At 64.1% G+C, this 20244-nt stretch carries 20 protein-coding genes; 7 read left to right on the top strand and 13 right to left on the bottom strand.

Going from position 1 to position 20244, the window contains the following annotated elements; translation table 11 throughout:
• The first annotated feature begins 42 nt into the window (after positions 1-42).
• The 7 genes from DESUT3_RS06590 (at position 43) to DESUT3_RS06560 (ending at position 10269) form a co-directional block, all read left to right on the top strand.
• Positions 43-2091, top strand: a complete 2049-nt coding sequence (locus tag DESUT3_RS06590) for a TonB-dependent receptor domain-containing protein (protein WP_221251626.1) — start codon at positions 43-45, stop codon at positions 2089-2091.
• Between the two features lie 48 nt (positions 2092-2139).
• The gene (locus DESUT3_RS06585) at positions 2140-2313 is read left to right on the top strand and encodes a hypothetical protein (RefSeq protein ID WP_221251625.1); all 174 of its coding nucleotides are present in this window, start codon (positions 2140-2142) and stop codon (positions 2311-2313) included.
• Between the two features lie 101 nt (positions 2314-2414).
• The gene (locus tag DESUT3_RS06580; protein WP_221251624.1) at positions 2415-3317 is read left to right on the top strand and encodes an NAD-dependent epimerase/dehydratase family protein; all 903 of its coding nucleotides are present in this window, start codon (positions 2415-2417) and stop codon (positions 3315-3317) included.
• 206 nt (positions 3318-3523) lie between these two features.
• Positions 3524-3961, top strand: a complete 438-nt coding sequence (locus DESUT3_RS06575; RefSeq protein WP_221251623.1) for a response regulator — start codon at positions 3524-3526, stop codon at positions 3959-3961.
• A 49-nt stretch (positions 3962-4010) separates the two neighbouring features.
• On the top strand, positions 4011-5948 hold the full coding sequence (locus tag DESUT3_RS06570; RefSeq protein ID WP_221251622.1) for a sensor histidine kinase: 1938 nt from the start codon (positions 4011-4013) through the stop codon (positions 5946-5948).
• A gap of 97 nt (positions 5949-6045) precedes the next feature.
• Positions 6046-8529 (top strand): response regulator, encoded by a 2484-nt coding sequence (locus DESUT3_RS06565; protein WP_221251621.1) that lies wholly within the window; start codon positions 6046-6048, stop codon positions 8527-8529.
• A 198-nt stretch (positions 8530-8727) separates the two neighbouring features.
• Positions 8728-10269, top strand: a complete 1542-nt coding sequence (locus DESUT3_RS06560) for a hypothetical protein (protein ID WP_221251620.1) — start codon at positions 8728-8730, stop codon at positions 10267-10269.
• 72 nt (positions 10270-10341) lie between these two features.
• Here DESUT3_RS06560 and DESUT3_RS06555 read toward each other — a convergent pair whose 3' ends face one another.
• From DESUT3_RS06555 to DESUT3_RS06495, 13 genes are all read right to left on the bottom strand, one after another.
• On the bottom strand, positions 10342-10815 hold the full coding sequence (locus DESUT3_RS06555) for a YbhB/YbcL family Raf kinase inhibitor-like protein (protein WP_221251619.1): 474 nt from the start codon (positions 10813-10815) through the stop codon (positions 10342-10344).
• 74 nt (positions 10816-10889) lie between these two features.
• A complete protein-coding gene (locus DESUT3_RS06550; protein WP_225911640.1) occupies positions 10890-12047 on the bottom strand; it encodes a tannase/feruloyl esterase family alpha/beta hydrolase in 1158 nt (385 codons plus the stop codon).
• 42 nt (positions 12048-12089) lie between these two features.
• Positions 12090-12863, bottom strand: a complete 774-nt coding sequence (locus DESUT3_RS06545) for an acyl-[acyl-carrier-protein] thioesterase (protein WP_221251618.1) — start codon at positions 12861-12863, stop codon at positions 12090-12092.
• Between the two features lie 21 nt (positions 12864-12884).
• Entirely contained in the window at positions 12885-13820 is a 936-nt protein-coding gene (locus tag DESUT3_RS06540; protein ID WP_221251617.1) for a peptidoglycan DD-metalloendopeptidase family protein, read from the bottom strand.
• An 82-nt stretch (positions 13821-13902) separates the two neighbouring features.
• Entirely contained in the window at positions 13903-15156 is a 1254-nt protein-coding gene (locus DESUT3_RS06535) for an MFS transporter (protein ID WP_221251616.1), read from the bottom strand.
• Between the two features lie 33 nt (positions 15157-15189).
• Complete coding sequence (locus DESUT3_RS06530; RefSeq protein WP_221251615.1) at positions 15190-15738, bottom strand: mechanosensitive ion channel family protein; 549 nt, start codon at positions 15736-15738, stop codon at positions 15190-15192.
• Entirely contained in the window at positions 15735-16133 is a 399-nt protein-coding gene (locus DESUT3_RS06525; RefSeq protein WP_221251614.1) for an NINE protein, read from the bottom strand. The genes DESUT3_RS06530 and DESUT3_RS06525 overlap by 4 nt, the downstream gene beginning before the upstream one ends.
• A 164-nt stretch (positions 16134-16297) precedes the next feature.
• Complete coding sequence (locus DESUT3_RS06520) at positions 16298-16495, bottom strand: hypothetical protein (RefSeq protein WP_221251613.1); 198 nt, start codon at positions 16493-16495, stop codon at positions 16298-16300.
• Positions 16496-16526: 31 nt separating this feature from the next.
• Positions 16527-16748, bottom strand: coding sequence for a NifU family protein (locus tag DESUT3_RS06515; protein ID WP_221251612.1), 222 nt, complete (start codon positions 16746-16748; stop codon positions 16527-16529).
• Positions 16749-16854: 106 nt separating this feature from the next.
• Positions 16855-18039, bottom strand: coding sequence for a class I SAM-dependent methyltransferase (locus DESUT3_RS06510; protein ID WP_225911639.1), 1185 nt, complete (start codon positions 18037-18039; stop codon positions 16855-16857).
• A 73-nt stretch (positions 18040-18112) separates the two neighbouring features.
• The gene (locus DESUT3_RS06505; RefSeq protein ID WP_221251611.1) at positions 18113-18757 is read right to left on the bottom strand and encodes an HAD family hydrolase; all 645 of its coding nucleotides are present in this window, start codon (positions 18755-18757) and stop codon (positions 18113-18115) included.
• Positions 18758-18884: 127 nt separating this feature from the next.
• Positions 18885-19625 (bottom strand): glycerophosphodiester phosphodiesterase, encoded by a 741-nt coding sequence (locus DESUT3_RS06500; protein ID WP_221251610.1) that lies wholly within the window; start codon positions 19623-19625, stop codon positions 18885-18887.
• 176 nt (positions 19626-19801) lie between these two features.
• Complete coding sequence (locus DESUT3_RS06495) at positions 19802-20191, bottom strand: rhodanese-like domain-containing protein (protein WP_221251609.1); 390 nt, start codon at positions 20189-20191, stop codon at positions 19802-19804.
• Positions 20192-20244 lie beyond the last annotated feature (53 nt).

The following is a 20244-nucleotide window of genomic DNA, read 5'->3' as shown; positions in this document are numbered from 1 at the left end:
AAGGGAGGGAATATGCGGAAATCCGTTGCGACCGGAGTCCTTATGTTGCATTGCCTGTCGGTGGCAGCCCTCGCCTTCGCGGAGGAAGTTCCACTGCTGGAGGAGATCGTGGTCCGCGGCGAGCACGAATCGCCGGCCATGGAGAGTCTGAGCATCCGCGAGGTGCGCGAAAGCCCGGCGCGGGACATCGGCGAGGCCCTGCAACGGGTGGAGGGGCTCGATTTCGTCCGCAAGGGGGCCATCGCCAACGACGTGGTCCTGCGCGGCTTCCAGGGGGATGACCTGAATGTCCTGCTCGACGGGGTGCGGCTCTACGGCGGCTGCCCCAACCGCATGGATTCCCCGGCCTTCCATTTCGATTTCGCCGAGGTGGAGCAGATCCACATCCTCAAGGGGCCCTATGACCTGAGCAACCCGGGCAGCCTGGGGGGGCTGGTCGAGGCGACCACGCGCAGCGCCGCCCCCGGCTTCGGCGGCGACCTGAACCTGACCCTCGGCTCCTGGGACATGGTCAACGCCGCTGGGACCATCGGCTTCGGCGGCGAGGGGGGCGACGCACTGGCCGGCCACGCCTACAAATATTCGTTGCCGCCGCGCTCGGGCGACGGCAAACGCATCACCGACATCTACCCGGTGACCAGCAGCAACCGCTACCGGCCCGAGCAGATCGACTCGCGGGCCTACGACATCCACACCACCTGGCTGAAGGCCGGGCTCAACCCCACGGCCGGCTCGCGCAGCGAACTCGGCTACTCGTACCAGGAAGCCGACCACGTCCTCTACCCCTACCTGCAGATGGACGCCGAGTACGACCGCACCCACCGCCTCAACTGGCTCTACCGGATTGCCGATCCCGTGCCCGGTCTCGAGCAAATTCAGCTGCAGGCCTTCTGGAACCAGGTGAACCACCTGATGCACGACGAACTGCGGGAAAGCTCGCGGCCCAGCATGATGGTGACCCGCGACTACATGATGCGCACCGATGCCTACTCACGGGTGGTCGGCCTGAAGCTCGGCACCACCCTGGCCGCCGGGGACGGCACCTTGAAAACCGGCCTCGACGCCTACCGGCGCACCTGGGACGCCGCCAACCAGCTGGCGGCCTTCGGCTATGAAAAGCAGCCGATGATCCCCGACGTCGACACCGACAACCTGGGGGCCTGGGGCGAATATTCGCTGCCGCTGGGCGATTCGCTGACCCTCACCGGCGGGGTGCGCGGAGATCTGACCCGGGTCGAAGCCAACAAGCTCGAGAGCGACCGGCTCGGCTCGCTCTACCAGCCCTACTTTCCGGGAACCACGCTGGAGGCCGACGCCGATTTCGCCGAGTGGTCCGGCAACCTGCAGCTGAGCTGGTCCGCCGGCGACGCCCTCGAGGTCTTCGCCGGGCTCGGCAGCGGGGTGCGGGTCCCCGACCCCCAGGAGCTGTATGTCGGATTGCGCAAGCCGATGGGTTCGAACCGCGTCGGCAATCCGGAACTCGACCCGACCCGCAACAACCAGGTGGATCTCGGGGTGAAATACACCGCCGAGCGGATCTACCTGAGCGCTTCGCTTTTCTACAGCCGCCTGCAGGACTACATCGAGCTGGTCCGGCTCCCCGACCCCGACGGTGCCGACCCCCTGCTGCCGGCCACCAGCTTCGAGAACATCGAGGCGAGCCTCTGGGGAGGGGAAATCGGCGCCCAGCTGGCGCTGCCCGGCGATCTGTTCCTGCGCGCCGCCCTGGCCTACAGCGAAGGGGAAAACCGCGATGATGATACCCCGCTGGCGGAAATCCCGCCGCTGAACGGGTCGCTGACGCTGCGCTACGATTCGGGCCGCTGGTTCGTCGAGGCCAGCGAGCAGTTCGCCGACCACCAGGACCGGGTGGACCCGGCCCTGGATGAACAACCGACTGCCGGCTGGGCCATCACCAACCTCAAGGCCGGGCTCACGCGCAGCGCCTGGGACCTGTACCTGGGGGTCGACAACCTGTTCGACAAGTTCTACACCCGGCACCTTTCCTACCAGCGCACCCCCTTCGCTTCGGGAGTGCAGGTCCCCGAGCCGGGTCGCTTCGCCTACCTGAGCGTCGCCTGGCACTACTGAGCCCCCGCCATCGCGGCCGGGGACAACACACCGCCCAAGGAGGAGTCCATGCTCGAACGCCATTCAACGCGACAAGATCCGCGAAAATCCTCACCCGCCCCGCTCCGACGGCCCAAGGAGGAGGGGCACAAGCAGCAGGTGCGCGACCTGATCCTGAGTCCGCTCTGGGAGCGGTTTCCCCGCGCAATCAAGGAACGCTGGCTCGACCAACTGACCAGCTGAGCCGGCAGGCGCGGCCCGCTCCGTGGTGACTCCAGCCCTTCCCGGCTCGATCTCGGGCAAAATCAGGGTAAACTGGGTACAGGCAAGCGGAGGCAGGGGCCATGCGCAGAAACCATCGGGTGCTGGTGACAGGCGCAACCGGCTTTATCGGTCGGCGGCTGGTTGCGGCCCTGCACGAGCGGGGCTACCAGGTGCACGGCCTGTCACGGCAGCAGGGAAACACTTCCGCCGGGGTCTCCAGGTGGCACCGGGGGGATCTGCTCGACCGGGACTCCCTCGAGGAAGCCCTGGCGGGCATCGACTCGGCCTACTACCTGGTCCATTCTCTCGGCGCCAGCCGCACCCGCTACCCGGCCCTGGACCGACGGGCGGCGGAGAACTTCGTCGCCGCCGGGGAGCGCGCCGGGCTGCGTCGCGCCATCTACCTGGGCGGGCTGGGGGAACCGGACCAGGGGCTCTCCAAACACCTGTCCAGCCGGGCGGAGGTCGGCGCGCTCCTGCAGCAGGCAAGCTTCCCCGTCACGGTGCTGCGCGCCGCGGTCATCATCGGCGCGGGCGGGGCCTCCTTTGAAATCATCCGCTCGCTGGTTCGCCGCCTGCCGCTCATGCTCATTCCCATGAGCATCGACACCCCCTGCCAGCCCATCGCCGTCGCCGACGTGATCCGTTACCTCGCCGAATGCCTCGAGCGGGAAGAGACCGTCGGCCAAACCTTCGATATCTGCGGCCCCGAGGTTCTGAGCTATCACCAGATGCTGGAACGCTTCGCTAAGGTTTCCGGGCAAACCAACCTGTACCTGCCCATCCCCCTCGTCTCGCCCAGGATGTTCGCCTGGGCGGTGGGCCTGGCCTCGTCGGTCAAGCCGTCCATCGCCGTCCCCCTGATCGAGGGGCTGAAGAACCAGGTGGTCTGCCGCGACACCCGCCTGCGGCAGCTGATCCCCTTCGAATTGACCCCCTTCGAGGAAGGGGTGCGGGCGGCCCTGGCGGAAACAATCTCCTGAAGTCTGACATCCCGCTATTGTTCCCCCCCTGATCCGTACCCAAGCGGCTGGCTGGCCCGTTGATTAAAAAATCCCCTGGAAACAAGCTTAGCTGGCACCGATATTGCATTTTTTCCTAATCCATTTTCGACAGGCAGCGGAGGATTACCATTGGCGGTCCATCCTCGAGCCCGCCAAGCCCCAGGGATTAAAAAAAGGAGCCATACATGCAGCCGAACCTCATAGAAATCCTTCTGGTCGAAGACAACCCCGGGGACATCCGGTTGACCCAGGAGGCCCTGAAAGAAGCCAAGATCTTCAACAACCTCCATGTCGCCAGGGACGGCGAAGAGGCCCTGGCATTTCTGAAGCGCACCGCTCCGTTCCTCCAGGCACCGCGGCCTGACATCATCCTACTGGACCTGAACCTTCCCAAGTTGGACGGCCGGGAGGTTCTGGGGGAGATCAAACAGGATCCCCAACTGCGCTCGATCCCGGTGGTCATCCTGACCACATCGGATGCGGAGGAGGATATCCTCAAGGCCTACGACCTGCACGCCAACTGCTACATCAACAAGCCGGTCGACCTGCAAAAGTTCATGGAGATCGTCAAGCAGATCGAAGCATTCTGGTTTTCCATCGTCAAGCTTCCCGCCGCCAATTGACCAGGACGGAGCGAACATTCTGGATTCCGCGAACAGGAAGGATGGGTACATGGATACGCTGAAAATCGCCACTTGCCTTGAAAGCCACGAAGAGTGGCTGATGCTGCGTATGCTGGAGTATGCCAAGCAATGCGGCTACACCCGTTACACCTCGACCCTGGCCGAAGCCTGGCGGGCAGCGGTGAAGGGGCTTTCCGCCGCTCTGATCCAGGCGCTCAACGCCAATCCGGATCCACCAATTATCGGGCCGGACGAAGATTTCGCCAACGACCCCATTGCCGGATTCGGCATTCTTCAGGCCCGGCGACACCGCACCCGCGGGGTCACCCTCGCCATGTTCCTCGGGATGATGAAGTACTGCCGCCAGGCCTTCCAGGACCTGCTCCAGGAAGGGGATTTTTCTGCCAGGGAACAAAATGACCTGCGGCAGTATCTAGATCGTTTCTTTGACCGGATCGAACTCGGATTCTGCACCGAGTGGACGGAAAAGACCGAAGGCGCCAAACTGGACGAACTGCAGGATGCCAACCGGCGGCTGACCAACGAAAAAAACCTCTACCTGACGCTGTTCGAGAGTTTGCAGGGCCCGGTGCTCTTTTTCGGCCCGGACCACAAGCTCATTAACCTCAATCATGCCGCGGCCAATCTTTTTGCCGGCAAATCCATTCCCGGCGCATCCTATTACGGCCATGCGCGCCCGACCAATGACCTGGACTGGCTCGTCCAGAGACTGCGCGAACTTTCCCCCGAAAGCCCCGAGCTGAGTTTCACGACCAGCCTCCAGACCCAGGGCCAGCCATCGGTTTTCCAGGTCAGGTTGAAGCGCATGCTCGACGTCAGTGTGAAATTCATCGGAACCGCAGTCGTTCTCGAAGATGTCTCGGAGCTCAAAAGCGCCCAGACGGCCATCAGCGCCGCCCGCGACTTCTATCTCAAGCTGTTCGAGGATTTCCCGGCGCTGATCTGGCGGGCGGGGAAGGACGCCCGCTGCAACTATTTCAACCGCACTTGGCTGGACTTTACCGGGCGCTCGCTGAGTCAGGAAACCGGCGATGGCTGGACCCAAGGGGTCCACCCGGAGGATCTGGAGGGCTGCCTGCAGACGTATCAGCAATCGTTTCCGGCCAGGCGCCCCTTCGCCATGGAGTACCGGCTGCGTCACCACAGCGGTGAGTACCGGTGGATCAATCATATCGGTCGCCCTTTCCACGATCTGGAGGGGCGGTTCGCCGGTTATATCGGCTCATGCTACGACATCAGCGAATCGAAGCAATCCCAGCAGCGGTTAAACGAACTGCTGGTGGACCTTCAGCGTTCCAACCAGGAGCTGGAAAATTTCGCCTACGTCGCCTCCCACGACCTGCAGGAACCGTTGCGCATGATCACCGGCTATATCCAACTGCTTTCCCGCCGCTACCAGGGGCGGCTGGATCAGGATGCCGACGATTTCATCGGCTTTGCCGTCGACGGCGCACGCAGGATGGAGGCGCTGATCAAAGATCTGCTTGCCTACAGCCGGGTCGGCCGGAAAGGCCAACCGCCCGAGAAGGTCGACTGCAACAAGCTGATTTCCACGGTTCTAAACAATCTTGCCGCCAGCATCAGGGAAAGCGGCGCGGAGCTGCGGATCGGAGAGCTGCCGGAAGTGATGGCCGATCCCCTGCAGCTGACCCAGCTGTTTCAGAATCTCGTGCATAACGCCCTTAAATTCAAAACCGATGCGGCCCCCCGGATCGAGGTACGGGCCACCCCCAGGGGCGGGTTCTGGGAATTCGCGATCAGCGACAACGGCATCGGCATTGACGCCCGCCATCGGGAGAGGATTTTTCAGATTTTTCAGCGACTCCACCCTATCGGCCAGTACCCCGGCACCGGCATAGGATTAGCCATCTGTAAAAAAATCATAGATAGACACGGCGGGAACATCTGGGTAGAAGGGGAACCCGGATCCGGAACGAGTTTTCATTTTACCCTGAGATCCGCCTGAGCTGCGAGGGTTGCCCCCATAGTTACTATTGCATGGGGCTGACTTTGCCGTGGATGCATATTCCGCATCCTGCCATGAATGATTTTTGGAGAGAGTCATGCCGCTGAGAACTGAGATCGCCCTGCTGCTTATCGAAGACAATCCGGGGGACGCCCGCCTGCTCCGGGAAATGTTGGACCGCAGCCGATTCGACCTGGCCACCCGCCCCACCCTGGGCGGTGGGCTTGATTTCCTGGAGGCGAACCCGGTCGACCTGGTCCTGCTCGACCTGAGCCTGCCCGACAGTCATGGTCTTGACACCCTTCACACCCTGAGGGAGCGGGTTCCGCACCACCCGGTGGTGGTTCTGACCGGCAACGATGATGACGAGATCGCCTTGGGGGCACTCCATGCCGGGGCCCAGGACTATCTGGTCAAGGGGCATTTCGACGAAAAGCTGCTGACGCGTTCCATCCGCTATGCCCTGGAACGCCACAAGATCGAAGCGGAGCTGATCCGGACCCGGCAGGAATGGCAGGACACCTTGGAGAGCCTCGATGACATGATCACCGTCCATGACACCGAGTTCAATGTTCTGCTCAGCAACCGGGCAGCCAGGGCGCATTTGAAAATTGCCCCGGAAGTTTGCCGCAGCGGCCAGAAGTGTCATCAGTACCTCCACGGCCTCGACAGCCCCCACCCGGGATGCGTGATCGCCCGGATGCTTGCCGACGGCCAACCGGTATCCGCGGAGTTATTCGAACCCCATCTGCAAAAATATATCGAAACCCGGGCGATTCCGCGGGTCGATGCCCGCGGCAGAGTCATTGGCGCCATCCACATCGTCCGCGATATCTCCGAACGCAAACGTGCCGAAGAGAACGAGCGGCGCAACCACCAGCTCTCCAGCGCCATGACCGAGGCGATTCTCAGCTATCTCGAAGGCGGAAACATCAGGCAAATGGCCAAGGTCATGGTCAGCCGCTGCGTGGAAATCACCGGAGCCGGTGCGGGCTTTCTCTATGAGCTGGATTCCCGAGGTGATGCCCGGATCCTCGCCCTGCACGAAGGCGCTCCTGCATCGGAAAAACGCCTGTTCCAGCAGATTGGAAAGGCCGCCGACCGGGAGCATGTCTATGCCATTCCCAGGTCACACTCCCTGGTCTTTGCCCCGGTGGAACGGAAACAGACCATCCTGACCAACTCTCCAGACGGGGCCAAGTGCGCCGGCGGTCCCTATCCGCCAAACCATCTGCCGATCAGTTCCTTTCTGGCCACCCCGCTGTTTATCGGGGAGGAGATCGTTGGCGTGCTGGGATTGGCGAACCGGCCCAACGGTTTCGGCGAACGTGAGCAGCTGGAAATCGAGGCATTCGCCCAGACCGCGTCCCTGGCTGTCCAGACCACCCGCACCGAAATGGCGCGCAGGACCGCCATCGACCACCTGCGACAGTCCCAGAAAATGGAGGCCGTGGGACAACTCGCCGGGGGCATCGCCCACGACTTCAACAACCTGCTGACGGTTATCCAGGGCTACAGCACCTTGTTGATCCGGGCACTAACCCAGGACGAAGCGCGCCAGAACGACGCCCGCACCATCCTCAAGGCCAGTGAACGGGCGGCCGAGCTGGTCCGCAGCCTGCTCGCCTTCAGCCGCCGTCAGGTATTCGAGCCCCAGGTTCTGGATCTCAACCACCTGATTCGCGGCACCGAAAAAATGCTCCGCCGGGTCATCCGGGAAGATATCGAGATCGAGCTTACCCTGGCGGACAAGATCCCCAGGGTTTGGGCCGACCCGGTACAAATCGAACAGATCCTGATGAACCTGGTGGTCAATGCCCGGGACGCCATCACGGATAGCGGTCGAATTCTCATCGAAACCGGGACCAGCGTCCTGAACCAGGCGTTTGTCGATCTCCACCCGGGAGCCGTCCTCGGCACCTATGCAACATTATCCGTCAAGGATACCGGTTGCGGCATGAGCGAGGAGATTCGCCTGAAAGTTTTCGAACCCTTCTTCACCACCAAGGAACGGGGCAAAGGGACCGGGCTTGGCCTTTCCACGGTGTACGGCATCGTTAAACAGAGCGGCGGATATATTGAAGTGCATAGCAAGCCCGAAGAGGGGGCGACCTTTCTGATTCACCTGCCGTGTACCGAACGCAGAGTTGAAAAACCAGCGGCCCCGGCCGCCCAGGCCTTGCCAGCGCTAGCCAAAGGCGTTTTGGTGGTGGAGGATGAACAAGGCGTTCTGGATCTGACCGCCCGACTGCTTCGCTCCTGCGGCTACCAGGTGGTCGAGGCCGATTCTCCGGAGAGGGCACTGAAAATCATGGAAAACTCGGCCCCCGGCATCGACCTGTTGCTGACCGACGTGGTGATGCCGGGGAGCAACGGCTTTCAGCTTGCCGAGCGCCTGCGGCAGATCCATCCGGAATTGAAGGTATTGTTCATGTCGGGCTATGCCGAGACCGCGGTGAGCGCCCCCTCGGAGGTCACCGACGGCAGAAATTTCATCCAGAAGCCCTTCAACCTGGAAACCCTGACCCATAAAATCCAGGCTATCTTTTCCCCCCGGGACTCGGCCGGTCCCCCGCAATAGCCTTCACCGCACATCCCCACCTGCCGGCCAGCCCCTGGCTTGCCATCTCCGCAGCCATCCACTACAATGGCCTCTGACTTGCAGGAACTCGAGACAGAGGCGGCGGAGGGGCGCTCGCCCGGGGCGACAAGGAAGAAGCCTCGACCATAGCGCAAGGCTGGAAAGGCCCAGGGAATGGCAGGGAGAATCTGCAAATTCTTGCATATCGCACCAGTAGCCATCGGCCTGGCCTTGGCCCTGGCAGCCTGCCAGAGCGGCAAATACCTGGTGGCGGATGCGAACAACTCCTCCTGCTATCTCGCCTACGACCTGGCCGCGGATTCGCGCCTGAAAATCAGCTCGCCCGAGCTGAACCGGCAATTTGTCCTGCACAAGCAACTGGCGGCGGACCCGACCCTGAAATTGGCCCAGAATCCGGAAACCGAGCCCTTTTCCGCCCCGCGGGATCTGAAATTCACGTACGCCAACCCCCGGCGCGGCGACAACACGGAGTTCAAGCTCCACTTCGACGAAGAGAGCTGGCAGCTTGACCGTGCCCTGCTGGACAGCGAGTTTCTCGCCCGCACCTGGCTGCTGGAGACTGACCTCAGGATGGAGCGGTCCCTTGAGGAGCAGAGCCCCTTCACGCTGGCTGTCAACGCCGAACTGACCACCCTGCTCTGGCCTGCCGCGGAGTCGCTTCTGCTGCTGGGGGACAAGGACCGCCCCCCGACCCTGCAGACCCCGCCGCGTTTCAGCGCCCGGCAGCTCTCCCGGGCCACCGGCAGCCCTGCCGGGGAGATTGTCGCGGTGCTAGAGAACGTCGGCATTCCTGCCGGTGCGGACGAGGTGCTCGATCGCCAGCTCTGGCTGCAGGCGGGCGTTCGTCTGGGGCTGCGGATGCTGCCGGCCAAACCGCGCTATCACGGATTTCAAAAGCTGACTTTGGGCAGGACCGGCGACGAGATTCAACGGATGAATTACAGCCTGGGCACCTTCCTCCCGGCCCGGCTCGGCGAACTGACCGCGACCTACCGCCTGTTGCACCGCCCGGCCCAGCAACCCGGGGAGTGGGAACCGGAGGTGCGCCCCGGGTTTTACGAACAGGCCCTGGCCCTGGCCTACACCGGGCACTTCGAGGGTCTGCTGCGGACCCTCGGCAACACCCTTACGGCCTACAAGTACACCGGGCTGGACGCGCAGCCTCAGCATGCCGGGGATGGGGGGGAGTTCTATGAAAAGGTGGAAAACCGGCTCAGGCTCAGTTTCGGTGGCGACCCGGGGGAATTGCTGCAGAAACTTAGCCTGGTCCGCGAATACCGCCTGGACCTCGATTTGGTCGGCCAGCGCATGCTGGCTTATTCCGAGGGTTTCACCCCCGGAGCGGACGATTTGGCGCCGGCCTGGGAGAGCCAGCTGCGGCTCAAGACCGACCTGGGGACCTGGTTCGGGCGCTACCGCCAAGGTGGAGCGGCCAAACGGGCCGCCTTCGGCCTGGAAAAGCGCGGCCAGGGCGCCTCGCTGTTCAAGCTTTACTGCAAGGATATCGCCGATTCAGCCGAGGGCATAAACGAAACCATCGTCGGCGGCGGCATCGACGTCCCCCTGGATGAAGACTTCCTCGGTTTTCTCTCCCTGGCCTACTGGAAGGTGTCGGAGAAGGATCTCTTCTCGTTCGCCCCCCTGCTGGCCTTCACCTCGCCCCGCCAGGGCAGCCACGCCCCCACCCTGCGCACCTCCTCCCCCGGCATCTCCCAATAGCGGTCGCGGCGGGTGTGGCCTGCACTGCGCCCCCATCTATCGAGCGCCCGCCGGCGGCTCCCCTACTTGCGCCTACCGGGAGGAGCGCCGGTAGGTCCCCATCAGCTCGGCCTCGCCCAGGATGTGCCCCTTCATGGCCGCGAGCAGTTGCTCCTTGGTGGCCCCGGCAGCCAGGGCAAGCCTGCAGTCCAAAGCATAGAGTTTGAAGAAATAGCGGTGGGTCCCGCTGGGGGGACAGGGCCCGCCGTAGCCGATGCGCTTGAAGTCGTTGTGGCCCTGCAGGCAGCCGTCGGCCAGCTGCCTCTCGCCGGGGATATGTTCCCCGAACCCCGGACGGTCGACGGGAATGTTGTAGGCCACCCAGTGCACCCAGGTGCCGACGGGCGCATCGGGGTCGTCGCAGATCAGCGCCAGGCTGGCCGCCCCGCCGGGGAGCCCGGACCAGTCCAACGGCGGCGAAACATTCGCCCCGTCGCAGGTGTATTTAGCCGGAATTATCCCGCCTTGCTCGAACACGCCGCTGTCGATCCGCATGCGATCCTCCATCGGTTCGGTCCCGCCAGGCTGCCTGCAGAGCCCTCCTGGCCCCTGCCTGCACGTTACCAGAGTCCGGTAGTTAGTCAATGGAGCAAGGCGGGATCGGTTCCGCGCTCGGCAAGCAGGGCGTCGATCGCCCGCCAGAGCCGCCAGCGGCTGACCAGCCCCGGCTGCAGATCGACGTGGGCCAGCCCTTCGGCGAGAAACAGGCTCGCCTGCTCCTTGCCCACCGCAGAGGCCAGGGCGATGCTTTCGGTATAGGGGATGATGGGATCGTCGTAGCCGTGCACCAGGATCAGCCGCGCCCGCAGTTCCGAGAGATCTTTGCCGGCCAGGTCGAGGGCCTCGATGTCTTCCTGGATGCTAGAGGGAAGCCCGCCGATCAGTTCGGCGACCCGCGCCGGGTCGCGGTTGGTGATGAAGGCGTAGAGCCGCTCCCCCTCCGGGGAGAGGTCGGCGGCCAAATCACTCAGGTCGGCGGCGAGGTCGACCTGCTTGCGCTCGACCATGGCCTCGAAGCTCCGGCGATCGGCCGGCTCGGAAAGCCGGTGCAGGTTGCTCAGCACGAAAACCCACTTGCCGTACTCGTTGGGCTCCAGATGGCGCAGCCGGCCGTTTTCCCGGAAATAGCCGGTGGTGAAGAAGCCGAGCACCCCGGGCAGGTCGTGGTAGCCGCCGACGGCGAACACGAAGTGGACCCGCTCGCGGATCGACGGCTCCATCGCCGCCAGCAGCGCCGGGCCCGCCGCGTAGCTGAAGGCAAGCATGCCGGCCCGCCCCCCGGGGGCATAATCGGGGCGGGAGATAAGGGCACTGAAGGCGTCGGTCAGTTCGCCCACGTTGCCGGGGTTGACCTTGAGTTCGCGCAGGCTTTGCAGGTCGGGGACCAGCACGGTGAAGCGGGCCCGGGCCAGGCTGCGGGCAAAGGCCACCAGGCGCGGGTCGTCCTTGCCGGTTTCCGCGGCGCCGGGCACCAGCAGGATGGCCGCCAGCGACCCCGGCACCGGCTGGTAGAGGTCGCCCTGGTAGCTGCGCCCCTCCACGCTGAAGTGCAGGGGACGGCGAATGGGGGTGGGGGTGGTTTCCTTGAGCCGGCTGGGCTTGTCGCGGGCGGCAATGTCGGCCAGCACCAAGGCGGCCTCGTAGCCGCGCTGGGGGGCGCAGGCCGCAAGCAGCAGAACCAGCAGCAGCCAGGCCAGGGGCAGGCAGGGGAAGATGTGGACAAAACGGGGACGGCTCACGCGGCCTCCTTGGCCTTAACCGCAGGGGCGGAGCCTGGCGGATCAGAACTCCCCGAGCGGCCTCCAGCGGGTGCGCAGCCGGGTCAACTCCCGGGCCTCCTGCTCGTGGAGCAGCTGGTGCAGAAAGCATGGGGCGTCGGCCGCTCCGACCGCGCGACTTCTGGAGAGAATTCTATCACCATAAAACGCCGGGGAGCGGAAGCCGATCTCGATTTCTTCGGGACGGAAGGTCTTGAGCACCTCCTCGGGGACCGCCTCGAGCGCCCAGGCGGCGTAAATGGCGTTGTTGACGTGCAGGTTGATGTCGAGATCGGCCAGGCGCACCCGAAACGGCAGTTCCAGTTCCGCATCGGTCAATTCGGGCAGCGGGTCGAAACTGACCTCCAGGGCCCGCCGCCCCCGGGTCGGGTAATCGGGCAGGTTCCCCTCCAGGCGCACCGGGCGCATGGTCTGGATATTGAGCAGGGCCCAGGAACTGGAGGAGAGCGCCACCACCCGCCCCTGGCCGTCGTGAACCTCGAAATCGCGCAGGGCGAACACCCCCTGGCGGGCCGAAGGCCAGGTGGCAACCCGCAGCGTCTCCCCCTGACGGGGGTAATGCAGGATGCGGGTGTGGGAACGGGAGAGGACCCAGGTCAGGCCCCGCTCCAGCAGCGTCCGGACCCCGAAGCCGAGGCGGTCGGCATGCTCGCCGGCGATGTCCTGCAGGTAATTGAGCAGGGCCACCGGGCGCAGCAGGCCGGTGAAATCCACCTCGAAACTGCGCACCGGGTAGCTTTGCTCGAAAATCGATGGTCGCTCGGCATGATCGGTCAAAGCGTCTCTCCTGGTGAGGTTCTAACGGGCGCCCAGCACCTGACCCTGGCGGGGCTCCAACTCCTCGCCGTCAGGCCCGGCGAAGGCAAAGGGGACCGAGATGATCTCCAGCCCCCGGTTGCGTTCGATGACAAAATGCAGGTGCGGGCCGCTGGAGAAGCCGGTGTTTCCCGAATGCGCCAGCAGCTGGCCGGCCGAGACCCGCGAGCCGACCCCGACCTGGGCGCTTTCCAGCTGCAGGTGGGCGTAGACCCCCATGGTGCCGTCATCGTGCAGGATGCGGATGTAGTTGGCCCGCTCGGCGAAGGCGGGCTGGTCGATGCCGCCGGAGAAATAATCGTTGGCCATCTCCATCACCACCCCGCCACGGGCGGCCAGCACCGGCGTCCCCTCGGGCATGGCGATGTCGACGGCGTATTCACTGTGGGGCTGGGTATGGCTGAAGTCCCCCCGGAATCCCTGGGAAACCCGGAAACTGGCGTCGGCGGAAAACGGCAGCCGGTAGGGCCCGGGAGGGGCATGGCGGGCGCCAGGGTCGCCGACCACGTAGCGGTACCGGTAACGGTACGACCAGGAGCGGTCGGAGCGCAGGGGGCGAAAAGCGGCGAGCCGGGTTTCGCCACCCGCGGGAAGCACCACCCTCAGCGGCAGGGGCGGGTCGCTGGCCAGGTTCTCGCTTGACTCGAAGGCCAGCTCCAGTTCCACCGGGCCGCGGTATTCGTTGACCGCGTAGAGCAGCGGCTGGGTGCGGCTGCCGCGGTTCTCCACCGTCACCCGCGGCGGCGGCTGGCTCACCCGGACCTGCTCCACGGCGTAAGGGACGCTGCCGGCCGGCGGCCGGTCGCTGAAGCTCAGGGTCCCCGCCGGATCCCGGTAACGGTAGAGTTTTTCCGCGTCGCACGGGGGCGCGCCGAAAAGCCCGAGCGCCAGCAGCAGCCCGAGAGTCTTCCGCGTCATTCTCCCTCCTCCTTGCCTGGCATCCCCCAACGGCCCATGCCTGCCGACAATAGCCAGAATCATGCCAGGCCCAGCTCAGGACCTAGGCCTTCTGGGTCAAATCGTCCTCTTCGGCGGGTTCCACCCGCGGGTCGAGGGCGGTTATCACCGGGGAGGTGCGGGGGACGGGAACATAGGGAACCTGCTCTTCGAACGGGGTCGGCCGGCGGGGGCGGTAGAGAAGCGCACCGGCACCGAACAGGCCGCTGCAGCCGGCGATGAACAGGTACATGCCGATGGGGCCGAAGGCGGCCATCAGCGAGGAGGCGGCCACCGGGCCGATTCCGGCTCCGACCCCGAAGGAGAGGATCAGGGCGGCGCTGACCGGTACGATGTCGCCTCGCTCGAGCCCGTCGTGGGCCAGGGCCACCGAAACCGGGTAGATGGTGAAGGCGATCCCGCCGTAGGCCGCGGTCAAGCCCAGCAGCAGCGGCAGGGAACTCTCCCCCGCGGCGACGATGGCGAGGCTGATCAGGCAGACCATCAGGCTCAGCCCCCCCAGCACCAACCGGCGGTTGAAGCGGTCGGAGAGTCCGCCCACCGGCCACTGCAGCAGCAGGCCGCTGAGGATGGTGATCCCCATGTACCAGGCGACCCCGGAAACCGGAAAGCCCATCTGGTGACTGAACACCGGGCCGAGGGTGTAGAAGGAGCCATTGGCCAGGCCGGCGCTCAGGCAGCCGAGCATCCCCAGGGGCGCCAGTCGGAACAGCTTGCCCAGGTTGAAATGGGCCGATTCGGGCAGCTCGGGGTGCACGGTCCTGGTTCCGGCTACCGGCACCAGGCAGAGGGTGAAGAGCACCGCCACGATCAGAAACAGGTCCTGGCCGCGGATATCGCTGAAATTGAGCAGGAACTGCCCGCCCCCCATCCCCAGGAAGGTCAACGCCATGTAGACAGAGAAGACCCGGCCGCGGGTCTGGGGGCTGGCGCATTCGTTGAGCCAGCTCTCGACAACCATGTAGATCCCGGTCATGGCCACGCCGCTGACCACCCGCAACGCCCCCCACCAGAAGGGGCCGACGTGCAGCGCCTGCAGCATCACCGCTACCGTGTTGATCGCCGCGTAGACGGTGAAGGCCCGCACGTGGCCCACCCGCTGGATCAGCCGCTGGCAGAAAAATGAACCCGAGACCAGGCCGACGTAAAAGCCGCCCATGACCAGGCCGATGGTCTGCTCGGAGAACCCTTCGGCGACCATACGCAGGCTGAGAAACGAACCGAACAGTCCGTTGCCGAGCATCAGCACCAGCACGGCGGCAAACAGGGAGATAAAAGAAAACAGGTATCTGGGCATGATCAAACCTGGCGGGCGGCGGCCTGGGGCCCCTCAGCCCGGGTTCTGCTGGGCGGTGGTGCCCTGCCGATGGGTGAAAACCGTCTTCTGCACGATCAGGTTGTTGGGGATGTTGACCAGCTCGCCCTCCCCGGTCAGCAGCCGGACATAGAACAGGGTCATGTCGGCGACCTGGCCGGTGACGCTGTTATCGCCGTCCTTGACGGTGACGAAGTCGTCGATTTTGAAGGGGGCGGAGAAAAACAGGATGAAACAGCAGGTGACGTTGCTCAGAATGCTCCACTGGGCGAACAAGGCGATGCCGATGATGCCGAACAGGGAGGTGAGAACCACCCAGGCCGCCGAAAGATTGATCCCCCAGACCAGGCAGATCAGCAGCACGATGGCGACGCCGAGGCTGTAGCGGACAAATTTCTGCAGGTAGAGGGTGCGCCGCCGCTTGATGTGGCGGCGGTCGGCGAAGCTGCCCATCAGGTAGCAGAGGATAAAACCGCCCAGGGTTCCCCCCGCCAGAATCGCGGCGGAGAGCAGCACCTGGTTGAACAACTGCGAATGGAGCATGGTATCCAGTGCCGGCATCATCCTCCCCGGTTGATCTGGCTCAGTTGGTCGTTGAGGGTCCAGTAGTCGTAGATATAGCCGATACCGAACAGCCCGCCGCTGACCAGGTAGAGAATGCCGGTGAGCCATTTGCCCATGTACATGCGGTGGATGCCCAACAGGCCAAGGAAGGTGAGCAGGATCCAGGTTACGTTATAGTCGAGTCGCCCGGGGGTGAAGCGCAGGTCGGCTTTGCGATCCATGGACGGGATCAGGAACAGGTCGATCAGCCAGCCGATGCCGAGCAGCCCCAGGGTGAAGAACCAGATGGTACCCGAAACCGGTTTGCCGTAATAGAAGCGGTGCGCGCCGGTAAAGCCGAAGATCCAGAGGATGTAGCCGATGGTCTTGGAATGGGTGTCATGGGAACCGTTCACGGTGTTTCGCTCCTCCTGTCAAAACGCGGGTCTGCCCGCTTGGACAATGCTCTCTTCATAGCATTTTTTCCGAACCTTGTAACCCGTTTAATGCCAACAGGCAGGTTAAACAGAAAAGGAGCCCGTGTGAGCTCCTTTTCCGCAAGATTTCCTGTATGGAGGGGTCAGGATTCGTAAACCAGCACCCGGACCAGGCCGATGCTCGCCCCGGTGGTGTCGCTGGTGGTGGTGTCGCTGACCGAAATGACCTTGGTAATGTTCTTCTCCTGGATGAAGCGGTTTACCCGCTGATCGAGCTCATCGAGTTCCTTGTGGGTCTTGAAGGGCTGCAAAGGCTCACCGAAGGTTTTTACCTTGATCATGGAAGGCTCCTCCATGCAAAGAGTCATCAACTCAGACCTGGACCACCTCTTTGACGCCGGGAATTTTTTCCTTGAGGGTTCTCTCGATCCCCATCTTGAGGGTCATGGTCGACATGGGGCACGACCCGCAGGCGCCGGTCAGCCTGACCGAAACCACGCCTTCGGAGCTCACGTCGACCAGCTCGACATCGCCACCGTCGGCCTGCAGGGCGGGACGGACCATGTTCAGAACTTCCTGGACTTTTTCTTTCATGCATTCCTCCTGGCTCGTTACGTTTTAGTATAACCCCGCAAAGGGGCCTTGCAAGATGCACCTGTCACGCACCTATTATACCCCGGAACCGCTCCGGTGTGGGTGCTCAGAACATGCCGCCGGCGGGCAGCGGGATATCGGCTATGTTCCTGCTGCACAGCAGCCGGGGGCGGCCGACCCCCTTGCCCTGGACCAGCACTTTGAACAGCGACCCCATGCCCCCATCGGGCAGGATGAGGTTTTTCAAGGTCATGCGCAGGGCCATGGCGCGCTTTTCATCGGTCTCGCGGGCCTGCATCTCCATCAGGGACTCGAGAAACCCGAGCCCCAGGAGAAAGCGATACTGCTCCCCGAAGTACAGGGTTTCCAGCCCGCCCTCGGCGCCAGCCATTTGCAGCCCGGTGAAGTCGACATGGGCGGTGATGTCCTGGCTGCCGAAGCGCTGATAGGGATCCTCGCTGGTGGTGTGGCGGTGGTAACACATCAGGGTGCCGTTGCGGCGGAAAGGGGCGTAGAGCTCCTCGGCGGGGTAGCCGTAGTCGATGGTGACGACGAAGCCGCGCTTGAGCAGCCCGGCCACCTGGCGCATCCAGTCCGCCGCCTCGAGGTTGACCTCGGCCCGGTTGCCTTCCACCGGGCCGGTTCCCAGCCGCAGCAGGTGCGCTTCGATGGCGGGGCATGAGGGTTCGCGCAGCTCTTCGCTCAAAGCCCCGTCGCGTTCGACCACGAAGACCTCGCGCAGGGCGCCCTCCTGTTTCTCGATCAGGTGCACCGGCATGGCGTCGACCAGCTCGTTGGAGAGAACGCACCCTTCCATCCCCTGCAGCTCGTCCAGTTTACACCAGTGCACCCGCTCCAGGTGGGCGCCAAGGCGCGCGCGCTGCCGCTCACGGCTGCTCGCACCGATCTCCACCAGGCAGTAGCGCAGGCAGCGGTAGAATTCGGGCGCCTCCTGAGCCAGGGCATCGAGGATGTCCAGGCACAGGTGCCCCTCGCCCGCCCCCTGCTCGGCGATGGTGAAAGCGCCCTTGCCGAGCAACTCCCACATCTGCACCAGTTGCCGGGCGATGAGCCGGCCGAACAGGGCGTGAACGCTGCTCGAGGTGAAAAAGTCACCCTGTTTGCCGATTCGCTCGCGGGGCGAGGTGTAGTAGCCGAGCTCGGGGTGATAGAGGCAGTGCCCCATGAACTCGGCGAAGGTGATCCCCCCCGCCTCCCGCACCCGCTGGCGGATAAATGCTTCCAGCCGGGGATTGTTGTCCGCCTGCTCGCTGCCGGCCGCAGAATCCACGATTGCTTTCCTCCTGGTGATTTTTTAAGCGGGGGGGATTCTAACCCAGCAGGTCAGGAATGACAAGCAAAGATCAGGGAATGATCCCCAGAAGCTTGTGAATCTGCAGCAGGTCCGCGGTTTCATTAACCTGCAGGGTGGGAATGCCGAGCCTGGCGGGCGCTTTCAGATCGACCTGATGGCGATCGCCGATGAACAGGAAGGAATCCGGCTGGCCGCCGATCTCCTCGAGCAGTTTGTGCAGGGATTCGAGGTCGGGTTTCGGAACCCAGGTGAACTCGATGGTGAACAGGCGCCGGAACAGCCCCTCCACCCCCAACAGCGCCAGAATTTTCTGGGAGAGGGGAAGACTGTTGTTGGTGTAGATGTATAAATCGAAATCGTCGCGCAGAGAATCGAGCAAAGCGTAGAGCACGGGGTCGGCTTCGAGGTAACGTTCGGGATGAACGTTGCGGCGGAAAGCGCGGTGCAGGTCGCGGACCTCGATCCCCAGCTCCATGCAGATGCGGGTCAGGGTCGGCTCCTCCTCGAGGGTCTCGCCGAGCCGCCGCCGGGAGCAGTCCAGCAGGCTCTGCCCTTCCTTGGGCGAGATGCCTCGGGATTCGGCGACAACCTGGACAGCCGCCTGGTGGATCTCCCGGGCGATTCCGTCGCTGGTGTAAAGCGTACCGTCCAGATCGAAGACGATGGACTTGACGCTGGTCAGACTGGTCAGCATTATTTGATATGCCCCGAGGACCGGGAACTTGCCCAGCGGGCCGCGGGTGACTGCTCCTTACGGGGAAAACTGAGGGCTATATGCTATCCCAGTTTAGCATGGGCGAACTGCTTGTCAAAACCGGCAGTTACCAGCCCGGGCCGGGCCGGCGGCGGGGGCGGGCACAGGCAATCGCGCGGGCCGGGTCGTTGGTGAAGACGCCGTCCACCCCCAGCCTGAGCAGCTCGCTGAGCCGTTTGTCATCGTCGACGGTCCAGGGGTAAAGGGCCAGCCCCGCATCGCGACAGGCGCTGAGCATGGCCCGGCTGAGGGTGTCCTGGCGGGGGTGGAAACTCTCGGCGCCGCTGGCCACGGCACGCCTGAGGCCAGCGCGCCAGAATCGGGAATCGACCAGAAAGCCGAGGGGCAGTTCTGGCGCGTCGCGGCGCAGGGCGGCGAGCAGCTTATGATCAAAGGAGGAAATCAGCACCCGGGCCCGCCGAAAATCACCCAGCAGGTCAAGCACCGCCATCCCTGCCGCCGCGGATTTGATTTCGATATTGATCCGCAGCCGGTCCTCGGCCCATTCGAGGACCTCCCGCAGGGTCGGCAGGCGCTCACCGGCAAAAGCCGCAGCGTACCAGCTTCCCGCGTCGAGCTCCCGCAGCTGGCGCAGCCAGGTGGCGGCCACCCGCCCCCGGCCATCGGTGGTGCGCTGCAGGGTCTCGTCGTGGATCACCACCGGCACCCCGTCGCGGCACAGGTGCACGTCGAGCTCGATGCCGTCGCAACCGGCCGCCTCGGCGGCGGCAAAAGCCGCCAGGGTGTTCTCCGGAGCATGGGCGGAATCCCCCCGGTGAGCCCAGACAAACAGATCGCCTTGTGGCATGGCACGTCCCTTTCCGGCGGCTGCAGCCGCCGCAGGAGGAATCAGGGTTGAAACGGATGAAAAAGGAAACTATCTGGCTGCTGCTGCTTGCCGCCCTACTGCTGGCCGCAATGCTGTTTACCCTGCTGCGCGGCGGCGCCAGAAGCCGCCACGGCTACGGCGCCACGAATAACGGATCAGGGCGCCCCCTTGAGCACGGGGTACCCCCTGAGCTGCCAACCCCAGATGCCGCCGGTCATGTTGAAAACCTCGGGATGGCCCTGGCGAACGAGATAATCCGCGACCTGGCTGCTGCGCGAGCCTATCGCGCAATAGACCAGAACCGGTCTGTCGAAGGGGATTTCCCGAAGCCGGGCCACGACCTGGTCGATGGGAATCAGCCGGGCCCCCTCCAGCCGCACCTCCCGGTACTCCTCGGGCGTCCTGACATCGAGCAGGAAAAGCCCGGGATGCTGGCGCAGCAATTTCTGGGACTCGGCTGAGTTGACCTGGCCGACCTGAGCGGCCCAGGCGGAGCCGATGGTCGCCACCAGGAACAACAGGGAAATCATGAATTTGCCTCGCATTGGCGGCAGCCCTCCTTGCGCGGGTTGATTGCGGAAACCGATCGCTTTGCCGT

The organism is Desulfuromonas versatilis (assembly GCF_019704135.1).
Taxonomy (GTDB): domain Bacteria; phylum Desulfobacterota; class Desulfuromonadia; order Desulfuromonadales; family NIT-T3; genus Desulfuromonas_A; species Desulfuromonas_A versatilis.
The sequence above is the reverse complement of the archived record's forward strand: the minus strand, read 5'-3'. Positions and strand labels throughout refer to the sequence as shown.